Consider the following 12953-nt stretch of genomic DNA (forward strand, 5'->3'; position numbering starts at 1 on the left):
GATCAAAACACGGAACGGCCCCGCCACTGTGTGCTTCGGTGGAGTGGCGGGGCCGTTTCCGAACTGTTTACTTCGGGAGCCGGGCTCCCAGCAGCGGGGCCAGCATCGTCGCGTACTTCGTGGTGATGTGGTCGTCGTCACGCCACACCAGCAGGTTGCCGACCACCGAGGGGCAGGAACCGCCGACGCAGAACCACGGCGCCGGGTCGATCACCGAGACACCGTCGGCCTTCACCGTCGCCGCGACCAGGGCCTGCCGCTCCGGCAACGCGACCGACTCGCTGGCCGGCGCGACACAGCGGGAGATCTTGCGGGAGTGTTCGGCCAGGCATTCCGGGACGTTGCGGCCGGGCCACGGGGTGTCCTGGATCAGCGCGATCCGGGTGCCCCTGGCCTTGATCGCCTTGATGGTGCCGGTCCAGCCGGCTGCCCACTTCGGGTCGATCTCGGCGGCCGTGCCCTTGAGACGGCCACCCGACTCGTTCAGCAGCGGGTTGCCGTCGTTGGCGCTGGAGGAGATCACCACCAGGTACGGCTTGGCCTGCTTGATCTCGGTGAGCACCTGGTCACGCCAGGCCGGGCATTCGGTGTAGGCACGCTTGAGAGCCGTGCTGTAGACGGCGACCGAGGCCGCGTGGCAGGCGCTCTTGGTACGGACCAGCAGCTTCCAGCCACGCTGTTTGGCGATCGCGTCGACCGCCGGGAACCAGTGCGCGGCGTGCGAGTCCCCGTACAGATAGACGGTCCTGGTCCCGGCGGGGTCGCCGAAGGCGCACTCGCTCGGCGCGACCGTGTCCAGGTATTCCAGGTGGCACTTGACGTCGTAGTACGTCGGCTTGTCCCGGCGGGCCGTCTGCACCCGCGGCGTGGTGTTGGCCGGCAGTTCACCGGTGCCGGCCGAGGCGGTGATGATCCGCTGCAGCTCGGCCTGCGGGTCGGCGGCGGTGGCCACCACCTGCGTGGTGTCGACGGCCGGGTCACCCTTGGCGAGCTGCGGCGGCTTCATCGCGCCGACCTGGGCGACCAGGGCGGCGAGGCAGGACAGGGCCAGGCCGACGGCGATCCCGCGGCGGGCCTTGGCCTTGGCCCACTTCTGGTTGCGGGCCGGGTTCTCGATCAGGTGGTACGAGGCGACGGCCAGCAGCAGGGCACCGGCCGCGAGACCGAGGTTGAGCGGGATGTTCGGCTCGACGTCCAGCATGTGCGGGACGATCATCAGGACCGGCCAGTGCCACAGGTACCAGCTGTAGGAGTACCTGCCGATCTGCTGGAACGGCCACGTCCTCAGGATCGCGACCACACCGTGTGGCGAGCCCGCGGCGCCACCGGCGATGATCGCTGCCGCGCCGAAGACGGGGAGGGCGGCGGCGTACCCGGGGAAGGGTGTCTCCTCGGTGAACAGGAACGCCGCGACCACGATGGCGGCGAGACCCACCCAGGTCAGGGTTGCGGCCAGAGCTTTGGGGAGCCCGGCGAACCGGGCCGCGCCGACCGCGATGAACGCGCCGATCGCCAGCTCCCAGGCGCGGGTGTGCGCCCCGAAGTAGGCCCACGGCGCCGACGACGCGGTCTGCAGCACGCTCACGGTCAGGGACGCGGCCACCACCAGGATCAGCGAGATGATCACCGGGGCGCGGCGCTTGCCGAAGAGCAGCGCGAAGATCAGCAGGAGCAGCGGCCAGACCAGGTAGAACTGTTCCTCGACCGCGAGTGACCAGAAGTGCTGAAGCGGGGAGGGTTCGGCGTCGGCGTTGAGGTATTGCACGCCCTCGTTCGCGAGCCGCCAGTTGATCCCGTAGAAGGTCGCGTAGATCGCGTCCAGCGAGATCGACTTGAACCGGGTGGCCGGCATCCACAGCCAGCTCGCCGTGACGGTGACCAGCAGCACCACGGTCGACGCGGGCAGCAACCGGGTGGCCCGCCGGGCATAGAACGTGGCGAGCGAGATCTTGCCGGTCCGATCCAGCTCCTTGAAGAGGAGCGTGGTGATCAGGAATCCGGAGATGACGAAGAAGACATCGACGCCTACATAGCCGCCTTCCAAGCTCGCGATGCCGGCGTGCGAGAGCACGACGAGCACGACCGCGATGGCCCGCATACCCTCGATATCCGGTCGGAAACCGAGGTGTGGGCGTGCGGTCTGAGGCCCTGCGGAAGACGACTCCGGGCGGGCACTGTGGAGTTGATTGTCGTAAGCGACCGACATGTCCTACCTAGCGATGAGTGACCGGGCCGGGATCGGGGGGAGCTTACCCGCGATGACACAGGTCTTCCACAGTCGGTTCATCACCACTTCATCGCGAAGTAGGTTCAGGTTCGCGCGGTGATCCCGTCGATCAGGAGCTCCACCGCGAGCGCGAAACCCGTGTCGTCGGCCTGATCGGCCCCGACCAGGCGGCGCATGGTGCCGTTGACCTCGGTGTGCAGCAGTCCACCGACCAGAACGACCAGGACCGCCCCGGTACGGTCCACCTCGGTCTCGGGAAGTCCGGCCGAACGGAGGACGGCGCGCAGGGTCCGCCACATCGGCCCGTCCCTCTGGATGAAATCGTCACCCGCGAAGGCGTACCGCAGCAGATTGCGATGGGCGAGGCTCTGCGCGCGAAACGCGTACGCCAGTCTCCGCAGTTGATCCTGCCAGGGGCCGTCACCGACAGTGAGCTCGTTCGCTCCATCGGTGACCAGGCGGGTGATCCCGTCCAGCAGTGCGGCCTTGTTGTCCACATGGTGGTAGATCGACATCGGATTGACGCCCAGGTCGGCGGCGAGCTTGCGCATGCTCAGCGCCTCCACGCCGTCGGTGTCGACGATTCTGAGTGCGGATCGGAGGATCACGTCCTTTGTTAAACGTTGATCACCGACTTTCCGGTTTTCAGCCATACGCCGTATGGTAGCTGCCATACACCGTATGGCTGAGGAGGATCCCCTGTGACCGCCGAGATTCCGAACCCCCGCGGACTCCCGATCGTCGGCAACGCCCTGCAGCTCCCGGTGGAGGGCACACACCAGTTCCTCGCCGATCTGGCGGCCCGCAACCCCGGCGGCATCTTCAAGCTCAACCTGGCCGGCCGGCACGTCGTCTTCGTCTACGACCCCGACCTGGTCGCCGAGGTCTGCGACGAGTCCCGCTTCGTCAAACCGATCGACCCGCCGCTCGCCCACGTCCGCGACTTCGCCGGTGACGGCCTCTTCACCGCGAGACAGGACGAGCCGGTGTGGGGTCAGGCGCACCGTATCCTGCTGCCGGCGTTCAGTCAGCGGTCGATGAAGGCCTACTTCCCGCAGATGCTGGAGGTCGCCGACAAGCTGGTCGCGCACTGGTCGGCGCGCGGCGCGGTGGACGTCACCGACGACATGACCCGGCTCACCCTGGACACCATCACGCTCGCCGGGTTCGGCCAGACCTTCGACTCCTTCGACCAGGCCGAACTGCACCCGTTCCTGCAGGCCATGGGCCGCGCACTGACCGAGGCGATGAACCGGACCCGGCAACTCCCGATGGTCACCGGCCTGAAGAAGAAGGCCGACGCCGCCTACCAGGCCGACATCGCCGTCATGCAGGAGACCGTCGACGAGGTCATCCGCACCCGCCGGACCTCCGGGGTCAAGGCCAACGACCTGCTCGGCCTGATGCTCGACGCCGCCGACCCGGTCACCGGCGAGAAGCTCTCCGACGAGAACATCCGTAACCAGGTCCTCACCTTCCTGATCGCCGGGCACGAGACCACCAGCGGCACTCTCTCCTTCGCGCTGCACCTGCTGCTGCGCAACCCGCACGTGCTCGCGCAGGCCTACGCCGAGGTCGACCGGATGCTGCCCGGCGACACCGTGCCCACCTACGAGACGATCATGAAGCTGGACGTGATCCCGCGGATCCTCGACGAGACACTGCGGCTGCTCTCGCCGATCCCCTTCATCGGGCTCGCCTCCCGCGAGGCCGGCACGCTCGGCGGACGCTACGAGATCCCGGCCCGGCAGAAGATCGCCGTGCTGCTCAGGCCGCTGCACACCTCGTCGGCCTGGGACGACCCGGAGGCCTTCGACATCGACCGCTGGCTGCCCGAGGCCAAAGCCGGGCACCACCCGCACGGCTACAAGCCGTTCGGCAACGGCGAGCGGGCCTGCATCGGCCGGCAGTTCGCGCTCACCGAGGCCCGGCTCGCCCTCGCCCTGATCCTGCAGCGGTTCGCGATCGCCGACCCGGACGGGCACCAGCTGCACATCAAGCAGACCCTGACGATCAAGCCGGAGGACTTCCGGCTGCGGATCCGGCCCCGGCAGGAACACGAGCGGATCGCCGCCGCACCGTCAGCCGAGGTCGACGCGGCGCCGGCGGTGGCCGACGTCCAAGCCGCGGGCGTACGGATGAGAGTCGCCTACGGATCCAACCTCGGGACGTCCGAGGACCTCGCTCAGCAGATCGCCGACCGGGCCCGGCGCTCCGGGTTCGACGTGACCGTGCAGACCCTCGACGAACTCGCCGGTGACCTGCCCACCGAAGGGCTGCTCGCCGTCGTCACGTCCAGCTACAACGGTCACGCGCCGGACAACGCGCTGGCCTTCGACGAGCTGTCCATTCCCGCCGGGGCACTGGACGATGTCCGGTTCGCGGTGCTCGGGAACGGCAACACCCAGTGGTCGACCTATCAGGCGTACCCGCGCCGGGTCTTTGAAAAGCTCTCCGGCGCCGGGGCGCGACCGGTTGTCGACCGCGGTGAGACCGACGCCTCCGGCGACTTCGACGGCATGGCCCAGGCCTGGCTCGACAAGCTGTGGGGTGCCCTGGGGAGCGAGTTCGGGACGGCCGCCGCGATCGGCCCGCGTTACCGGGTCGAGGTGCTCGGCGAGGACCAGATCCGGCCCGCCGTCGTCTCCGGGCAGGCGCACCCGGTGACGATCGTGGCCGTCGACGAGCTGGTCGGTGACCCCACCGGGCTGTGGGACTTCAGCCGGGAAGCGCCCCGGCCGGGAGTCAAGGCGATCACCGTCCGGCTGCCCGCCGGTGTCACCTACCAGGCCGGTGACCACCTGGCCGTCTACGCCAAGAACGACCCGGAACTCGTCGAGTGGGCGCTGACCACCCTGCGGGTGTCCCGTGACCTGGTGATCCGTCTCGGACAGGACGGGGAACGGCCCACCGGGCTGCCGATCGGCGTGCCGGTCACCGCCGGGCTACTGCTCACCGACTTCGTGGAACTCCAGGACCCGGCGGGCCGCGGACAGATCGAGGTCCTCCTCCAGCACACCCGGTGCCCGTGGACCACCCGGCAGCTCACCGAGCTCCTCGCCGGTTCCGGGTACGCCGACGAGATCCTCGCCAAACGGGTCTCGCTGCTCAGCCTGCTCGAACGGTTCCCGGCCATCGAACTGCCGTTCGGGGTCTTCCTCGAACTCGTCGGCACGATCAAACCGCGCTTCTACTCCATCTCGTCGTCGCCGCGGGTCGACGAGTCCCTCGTCACGATCACCGTCGGGCTCGTCGACGGGCCGTCCCGGACCGGCAACGGCCGCTACCGGGGGATGTGCTCCCAGTACCTGGCCCGGCTCCAGCCCGGTGACGTCTTCTACGGGCACGTCCGTGTCCCGGCTCCGCCGTTCCGCCCGCCGGCCGACCCCGCCACCCCGATGATCCTGATCGGTCCCGGCACCGGCTTCGCCCCGCTGCGCGGTTTCCTCCAGGAACGGGCGCTGCTCCCCGGACGCGGGCCCGCCAAACTGTTCTACGGCTGCCGGCACCCCGAGCACGACTGGCTCTACCGCGCCGAGATGCAACAGTGGGCCGCCGCCGGCGTCGCCGACCTGCACCTGGCCTTCTCCGCGGTGCCGGACCACCCGCACCGGTTCGTCCAGGAGGCGCTGGCCGCCGAGGGCGACGCGGTGTGGGAGCTGCTGGAACAGGGCGGACACGTCTACCTGTGCGGCGACGGCGCCCGGATGGCGCCCGCGGTCCGGGGCGAACTGCTGACGCTGCACCGCCGCAACACCGGATCCACCGCCGAACAGGCCGAGGCGTGGCTGCGGTCCCTCGAAGCGGCCGGGCGCTACCAGCAGGACGTCTTCGCCTGACCGGCCGTCACCGTCCGCCGGGGAGAAGACTCCCCCGGCGGACGGCGATCTCAGACCGGCAGACGGGCCGACAGCAGAGGCACGAGCATCGCCGCGTACCTGGTGCTGATGTGGCTGTGATCCCGCCAGGTGACGATGTTGCCGACCACGGCCGGGCACACCTGATCGGTGCAGAACCAGGGCCGGGTCGGGATCACCGTGACACCCAGCGCCCGCGCCTGCTCCGACACCAGCGCCTGCCGGGCCGGGAAGGCGAACGAGTCACCGGGCGGCCGGGCACACCGGGCGGCGTGCTCCGAATGGGTCGCCAGACAGTCCGGGACGTCCTTGCCCGGCCATGGCGTGTCCTCGATCAGCACCAGCTTCGTGTCGGTGTTGCGGATCGCCCGGAACGTGGCCGACCAGCCGGCCGCCCACAGGGCGTCCCGCTCCGGCGCCGGGCCCTCATCGATCCGGTTCCCGGCGGCGTCCAGCAGACCGCCGTTGTTGTTGCCGTTCGACGAGATCACCACCATCGCCGGACGGGCCTGCCGGATCTCGGCGAGCACGCCGTCGCGCCACTGCTCGCACTCGGTGTAGGGCCGCTTGAACTCGACGGCGTAGGTGCGGACCAGCGGAGCCTGACAGGCGCTCTTGGTCCGGACCATCAGCTTCCAGCCACGTTCCCGGGCGATCAGTTGCATCGCCGGGTACCAGTGCGCGGCGTGCGAGTCGCCGAACAGGTACATCGACTTCGTGCCGGCCGGATCGCCGAAGACACACGGCCCCGGCGCGGCGACGTCCTCGAACTCCAGATGACACTTGCTGGCGTAGAACTTCGGCAGATCCCAGCGGGCCCGCTCGACCTTCGGCGTCACGTTCACCGGCAGCTCACCCAGCCCTGCCGACGCGGCCAGGATCCGCTGCAACTCGGCCTCCGGGTCGGCGGCCGCGGCGACGGCCTTCCTGGTGTTCACCGCCGGATCGCCCTTGGCCAGCTGCGGCGGATTCATGATGCCGACCTGGGCCACGATGGCGGCGATCGCGGACAGCGCGAGACCGACAGCGATCCCGCGCCGGGCCCGGGCCTTCGCCCACCCGTGCTTGCGGGCCGGGTCCTCGACCAGGTGGTACGAGCCGACCGCCAACAGCAGCGCACCGGCGGCCAGACCCAGGTTCAGCGGCAGATTCGGTTCCACGTCCAGGATGTACGGGACGATCATCAGGACCGGCCAGTGCCACAGGTACCAGCTGTAGGAATACCTGCCGATCTGCTGGAACGGCCACGTCCGCAACAACGTGACCACACCGTGCCGCGGGGCCGCGCAGCCACCCGCGATGATCGCCGCCGAACCCAGGACGGGAAGGGCCGCGGCGTACCCGGGGAAGGGTGTCTCCTCGTTGTAGAGAAACGCCGACACGACGACAGCGGCCAGGCCGCCCCAGGTCAGGACCGCCGCGATGGTACGGGGGAGTCCGGCCAGCCGCACCGCGCCGACCGCCACGAACGCGCCGATCGCCAGCTCCCAGGCGCGGGTGTGCGCCCCGAAGTAGGCCCACGGCGCCGACGACGCGGTGAGCAGCACACTGACCGTGAGCGACGTCGCCACCACCAGGACCAGAGCCACGATCACCGGGGTCCGGCTGCGGCCCCGGAACAGCGCGAAGATCAGCAGCAGCAGCGGCCAGATCAGATAGAACTGCTCCTCGACCGCGAGCGACCAGAAGTGCTGCAACGGCGACGGGGCGGAGCCGGCGTTCATGTACTGCACGCCCTCGCTGGCCAGACGCCAGTTGATGCCGTAGAAGGTGGCGTAGATCGCGTCCGTCGCGATCGAAGCGAACCGGGTGGCCGGCACCCACAACCAACTCGCCACCACCGTGACCAGCAGAACCACAGTCGACGCGGGCAGCAGGCGGGTGGCCCGGCGCGCGTAGAACGTGGCGAGCGAGATCCGCCCGGTCCGGTCCAGCTCCTTGAGCAACAGCGTGGTGATCAGGAAGCCGGAGATCACGAAGAAGACGTCGACGCCTACATAGCCACCTTCGAGGGTCGCGATGCCCGCATGCGAGAGGACCACGAGTGTGACCGCGATCGCTCGCATGCCCTCGATGTCGGGGCGGAACCTCAGGTGGGCCGGTGTCGAGACGGGTGCTTCGGTGCGCTCTTCAGTTGTGGTGCTTATCGATGACATGTCCTGCCTAAAAGGATCGCCGTGCCAGCCTTCGCGCCTCGATCAAGGGCTGGCAGATCCTACATAGGTAGTTCACAGGTCTCGCACAGTCCGCGCTTGGCTTTCCAGCCGCCGATCCGGGGTGGGCCGTTCGTCGGATCTCGGGGTCACGGCTGCTCCCGTGCCGTCCGTTCTCGGGGTCACGACTGCTCCGTGCTGTCCCTTCTCGGGGCTACGGCTGCTCTGCGGTGCCCGTTGCGGGGGCGCTCTCCTCGGGTTCAGCCGGTTCGGTGTCGTCGCTGGTCGGCTCCGTCGTCGGTGGAGTCGTCTCCGGTTCCTCTTCGGCGGGCGGTGTCGTCGCCGGGGCCTCCTGCGGGCGGGTCTGCTCCGGGCTGGGGGAACGGGCCGGATCCGACCGTTCCCGGCCTCCGGGTTCCTTCCGGGCCGGGTTCTCGTCCGCCGTGTCGTCGCCGCCGCCCTTCGCCTCGGTGGGTGCCGGGGCGACACTCGCCGGGACCACCGGAGTGCTGATGGACGGCTTCGGACCGTCTTCGAAGAGCCCGGCCACGTTCGCCAGCCCGAAAGCCGCCGCCACGACGGCGACGAACGAGACCAGCACCACGACCGGCCCAAGCCGCCGCGAACCGGCCCTACCGACAGCGCTCACCGAACCCAGCCCGGCGCCCGAGCCCCCGCCCGAGCCCCCGCCAGGGCTTGAACCCACGCCAGCGCCTCCGCCGGGGCTTGAACCCACGCCAGCGGCTGAGCCTCCTCCAGCTCTTGAGCCCCATCCAGCGCCGGAGACTTGGGTGGCGTCGACATCGGCGTCATAGGCGGCGACATCGGCGTCATAGGCGGCGTCGGCGTCGTCATCGTCGGTGTCGGCGGAGACCGGGACCGGGACCGGGACCGGGCTGACGCCGAGCCATGCGACGGCGACCTTGGTCGCGGCGAGGTCGTCCACCGGGCTCGCGGTCTTGGCCGCGTCGGCGGTCTCGGCCATCGCGCCCGCCGAGGGGAAACGGTCGGCCGGTTGTTTGGCCATCGCCCGCATCACCAGTGCCCGCACCTCGGCCGGCACGTCCCCGGGCAGCGGCGGCGGTTCGTCCTCGATGTGCTGGAGGGCGATCGCGATCGGGTTCGCCCCCTGGAACGGCGGATGCCCGGCAAGACAGTGGTAGGCCAGGGCACCCAGCGCGTAGACGTCCGCTGGCGGCCCGGTCTCCTGCCGGGTGACCTGCTCGGGCGCGATGTAGAGGGCGGTGCCCACCACTTCCCGGGCGCCGGTGAGGGTGGCCGAGCCGGCCGACCGGGCCACCCCGAAGTCGACCAGGACCACCGTCCCGTCCGGCTCGACGATCAGGTTGCCCGGTTTGACGTCGCGGTGCACGATCCCGGCGACGTGGGCGGTCTCCAGAGCCCGGCCCGCCTGCGCCACGATCGCCATCGTCTCGGCAGCCCCGAGACGCCCGCGATCGGCGAGGACGTGATTGAGCGCCCGCCCGTCGACGCGGGCCATCACCAGATAGGCGTCCTCGTCCTCGGTGCTCCCGAAGTCGTAGACGGGCACCACGCCGGGGTGGCGCAGCGCCGCCAGGGCCTGCGCCTCGTGCCGGAACCGGCGCTGGAATCCCGGGTCGGTGGCCCGATCGGCGAGCAGCGTCTTGACCGCCACCGGCCGTTCGAGCACGGTGTCGGTCGCCTGCCAGACTTCGCCCATGCCTCCGGCGGCGATGGGATCGTCCAGCCGGTAACGTCCGCCGAGCAACTCTCCGGGGTGAGGCATGGATGTCCCTCTACCCAGGAGAGTGCCCGGTTACCCGTGTGGTGTCAGGCTCCGATGTAGAGAACGGCGTCGATCTCGATGTCGAAACCGACGAGCGGGACCGGCAGTGTGGTGCGTACCGGCAGGTCGTCGCCCTTGATGTACTGCCGGTAGATCTCGTTCATCTCCGGGAAGTCGGCGAAGTCGCGCAGGTAGACACCGACCCGCACGGCGTCGTCCAGACTCGACCCGGCCGCCTCGGCGACCGCGGCCAGGTTCTGGAAGGCGGAGTGCGCCTGCTCGGCGAAGGTGCCGGTGATCCGGGTGCCGTCCGGCAGCGCGGGAATCGCACCGGCCAGGTAGATGGTGTCGCCGGCGACGACGGCGTGCGAGTACGGCCCACCGGCCGGCGCCGCCTTGTCGGTGATCACAGCGCGCTTGGGCATCAGGAACTCCTCGGTTCTGTTCTCGGGAACTGCTCGGCCAGCCCGTCCACCCCCACCAGGGGAGTGGTGAGCAGGGCACGGATGTCACGGTCGCGGCGCTGCAGGGCCGCGTGCTGCGCCTCGGTGAGGGGGATCCACGGGGCGGGCGGCGCGGGTAGTCGCGGGGCCAGCAGACGGCCGCCCACGTAGGTCGCCTCGTTGATCAGCCGCACCGGGGAGGTCCGGATCTGCCGGTGGGCGTCGACGAGATCGAGCGGTTCCGCCCGTACGTCGAAGATCGCCAGGTCCGCGGGCTCGCCGACGGCGAGGGAGCCGCCCGGCAGGCCCAGCGCCCGGGCCGGACGTGCGGTGACGGCATCGATCACCTCGGCCATCGGCACTCCGACCGCCAGGAGTTTCGCCATCGTGGTGGGCAGGTCGAAGACCGGCCCGTGCAGGGACCGGGCGTGCAGATCGGTGGAGACGGTGAACGGCCGCAGCCCCGCCGCCAGCTGCGCCTCCAGCACGTCGAAGGCGAATCCGCCGGAGCCGTGCCCGAGGTCCAGCAGCACGCCCCGAGCGGCGGCGGCGCGCACCGCCGGGCCGAGCGGCGCCGCGATGCCGCTGGCGCAGTGGGTGACCAGGTCACCGGGCCGCATCAGGTCGAGCACCTCGTCCAGAGCCGGTGGTGCGGTGCCGATGTGCGCCATCACCGGCACGCCGCACGCCTGCGCCGCCGCCAGCCCACGGCGCAGTGGTTCCACCCCGTTGGTGCCGACGGTGTCGCTGTCGATGCGCACCTTGACACCGTGGAACAGGTCACGGTTGGCCTGGATGGTGTCGATCGCCAGTGGCACGTCGCAGTTGGCGAGGTCGCGGCTCTCTCCGGTGCGCCCGGCGAGACCGACCGCGGAGATGTTGAGCAGCGCGCGGACCCGGACCGCGCTGGTCTGCGCGACGTGGCGCAGGCCGGCCACCGTGTACGCCCCGGCTGACCCGGCGTCCACCCAGGTGGTGACGCCGGAGCACCACGCGACGGGGTCGGGATCGATGCCCCAGTAACCGGGGCCGACGTGGGTGTGCGCGTCGATCAGGCCCGGGGTGACCAGGCGCCCGGTGACGTCCACGATCCGGTGCGCGTCCCGTGACAGGTCCGCGCCGACCGCGGCGACCAGCCCGGCACGGACCGCGATGTCCTGATCGGTGCCGGTGAACAGCAGGTCCCAGGTCATAGCGCCGCCGTGATGGACAGCCGGTAGAGACGGGTGGGCCGGCCCTTGCGGTTCTCCTGGGCGCTACCGGTCTCCTCGACCAGGCCGGCGACGGTGAGTTTGCGGATCAGGCGCCGGCCGCTGGGGTCGGTGATGCCGAGGGCTCGGGCCAGCTCACCGGGGGAGATCGGGCGGCCCTCCAGACTCCGCTCGATCGCGGTGAGCCGGGAGAGTGTCGCGGGGCTGAGCCCGGCCCGGCCGGCGAGCTGCTCCAGCGGGCCGTGTTCCCGGTAGGTATAGGTGAGCGGCATGCCGGTGGCGCCCATCGGGCCGATCGTCATGCCGTCGCCGGTGAAGAGATAGGCGCCGGGATCCGGATCCTGCTCGGCCCGGGCCGCGGCCCGCTCGGCCAGGGCGACGCTCAACCGGGCCGAGGAGCCCATGCCGAACCCGGCCACCGCCTGCGCCTCGCTGAGGATCGGCAGGCCAACCCACTGGTTGGTGACCGTCTCGAACAGCGAGGCGGGCGCCAGCACCAGCACGCCCCGGCCGCCGTGCCGGTCGATCCAGGCGTCGGCGAACTCCGGGGTGCCGGTCAGCAGCCGCTGCAGGGCCGGACGCTGCTCCGGGTCGCGGGCCAGGAACAGGCCGGCGGCGAAACGGTGGCCGTCGGCGCGTTTGTTGCGAATGCGCAGGGCCAGTTCGTGCAGGTCGGCGCGGATGGTGCCGGGGGTGGCGAGAGCGTGCAGCACCGGGGTCTGCCCGTCCAGCGCGGCGGCCACACCCATCCGGACACTGATCACGTAGGGCGCGCCGGTGCGGGACAGGTGCTGCCGGTGGAAGCCGACGACCTCGTCGATCGGCTGGTCCGGGTCGAACGGCAGCGCGGAGATCGCGGTCCGGTCCAGGCCGAGCGCGGACGCCACCTCGTCGATCGTCTCGCTGGCGAAGGTGTCGACGCTGACCGGGGTGGCTGGCCAGCCGTTACCCCGGGCCCGGGCCCAGGCCAGGGCCAGGTCGAGCGCGGCCGAGCGGGTGACCGAGAACGGCAGGTCGGCGGGGATCAGGTCGCGGGCCCTCGCGAACGGCACCAGGCCCAGCAGCAGCCCGCCGAGCCGGTGGTCGCGGAGCAGCCCGGCGACCCGGTCACGGACCTCGTCCTCGCGCTGGTAGACCGCCCAGGCGAAGTCCACGCCGGTGAGCGTGCTCGCCGCGTCGGCGAAACGTGCCCGGTGACCGGTGTGCACCACCAATCCGATCATGTCGGCCCCGTCCCCGTGCCAGTTCCCAAGTGGTTCGTTTGTCGCCAGCGTAGCGTGGCCGACCCGCGGCG

8 protein-coding genes are annotated in these 12953 nt (G+C 70.5%); 1 reads left to right on the forward strand and 7 read right to left on the reverse strand.

Features of this window, described 5'->3' with window-relative positions:
* Positions 1–67 precede the first annotated feature (67 nt).
* Both BLU81_RS43565 and BLU81_RS43570 read right to left on the reverse strand, forming a co-directional pair.
* Positions 68–2098, reverse strand: coding sequence for an acyltransferase family protein (locus BLU81_RS43565; protein WP_157752024.1), 2031 nt, complete (start codon positions 2096–2098; stop codon positions 68–70).
* 212 nt (positions 2099–2310) lie between these two features.
* Positions 2311–2880 carry a TetR/AcrR family transcriptional regulator gene (locus BLU81_RS43570; RefSeq protein WP_157752025.1) on the reverse strand — a complete coding sequence of 190 codons (570 nt, stop codon included), beginning with the start codon at positions 2878–2880 and terminating at the stop codon, positions 2311–2313.
* 48 nt (positions 2881–2928) lie between these two features.
* Here BLU81_RS43570 and BLU81_RS43575 point away from each other — a divergent pair, with 48 nt between their 5' ends.
* Entirely contained in the window at positions 2929–6066 is a 3138-nt protein-coding gene (locus BLU81_RS43575) for a bifunctional cytochrome P450/NADPH--P450 reductase (RefSeq protein WP_092555095.1), read from the forward strand.
* 50 nt (positions 6067–6116) lie between these two features.
* Here the strand turns inward: BLU81_RS43575 and BLU81_RS43580 are convergent, their stop codons facing one another.
* The 5 genes from BLU81_RS43580 to BLU81_RS43600 all read right to left on the reverse strand — a co-directional run bounded on the left by BLU81_RS43580 (position 6117) and on the right by BLU81_RS43600 (position 12882).
* Positions 6117–8240 carry an acyltransferase family protein gene (locus tag BLU81_RS43580; protein WP_092555097.1) on the reverse strand — a complete coding sequence of 708 codons (2124 nt, stop codon included), beginning with the start codon at positions 8238–8240 and terminating at the stop codon, positions 6117–6119.
* 211 nt (positions 8241–8451) lie between these two features.
* Entirely contained in the window at positions 8452–10005 is a 1554-nt protein-coding gene (locus BLU81_RS50050; protein WP_197686043.1) for a serine/threonine-protein kinase, read from the reverse strand.
* Positions 10006–10049: 44 nt separating this feature from the next.
* Complete coding sequence (locus BLU81_RS43590; protein ID WP_092555099.1) at positions 10050–10430, reverse strand: RidA family protein; 381 nt, start codon at positions 10428–10430, stop codon at positions 10050–10052.
* The gene (locus tag BLU81_RS43595) at positions 10430–11641 is read right to left on the reverse strand and encodes an amidohydrolase/deacetylase family metallohydrolase (protein ID WP_092555101.1); all 1212 of its coding nucleotides are present in this window, start codon (positions 11639–11641) and stop codon (positions 10430–10432) included. The genes BLU81_RS43590 and BLU81_RS43595 overlap by 1 nt, the downstream gene beginning before the upstream one ends.
* Positions 11638–12882 (reverse strand): helix-turn-helix domain-containing protein, encoded by a 1245-nt coding sequence (locus BLU81_RS43600; protein WP_092555104.1) that lies wholly within the window; start codon positions 12880–12882, stop codon positions 11638–11640. The genes BLU81_RS43595 and BLU81_RS43600 overlap by 4 nt, the downstream gene beginning before the upstream one ends.
* Between the last annotated feature and the right edge of the window lie 71 nt (positions 12883–12953).

The organism is Actinoplanes derwentensis (assembly GCF_900104725.1).
Classification (GTDB): domain Bacteria; phylum Actinomycetota; class Actinomycetes; order Mycobacteriales; family Micromonosporaceae; genus Actinoplanes; species Actinoplanes derwentensis.

What these genes read in the sequence shown, in the direction of transcription:
- BLU81_RS43590 (WP_092555099.1), bottom strand. Translation starts at nt 10,430, where the DNA reads ATGCCCAAGCGCGCTGTGATCACCGACAAGGCGGCGCCGGCCGGTGGG.
- BLU81_RS43565 (WP_157752024.1), bottom strand. Translation starts at nt 2,098, where the DNA reads ATGCGGGCCATCGCGGTCGTGCTCGTCGTGCTCTCGCACGCCGGCATC.
- BLU81_RS43570 (WP_157752025.1), bottom strand. Translation starts at nt 2,880, where the DNA reads ATGGCTGAAAACCGGAAAGTCGGTGATCAACGTTTAACAAAGGACGTG.
- BLU81_RS50050 (WP_197686043.1), bottom strand. Translation starts at nt 10,005, where the DNA reads ATGCCTCACCCCGGAGAGTTGCTCGGCGGACGTTACCGGCTGGACGAT.
- BLU81_RS43580 (WP_092555097.1), bottom strand. Translation starts at nt 8,240, where the DNA reads ATGTCATCGATAAGCACCACAACTGAAGAGCGCACCGAAGCACCCGTC.
- BLU81_RS43600 (WP_092555104.1), bottom strand. Translation starts at nt 12,882, where the DNA reads ATGATCGGATTGGTGGTGCACACCGGTCACCGGGCACGTTTCGCCGAC.
- BLU81_RS43595 (WP_092555101.1), bottom strand. Translation starts at nt 11,641, where the DNA reads ATGACCTGGGACCTGCTGTTCACCGGCACCGATCAGGACATCGCGGTC.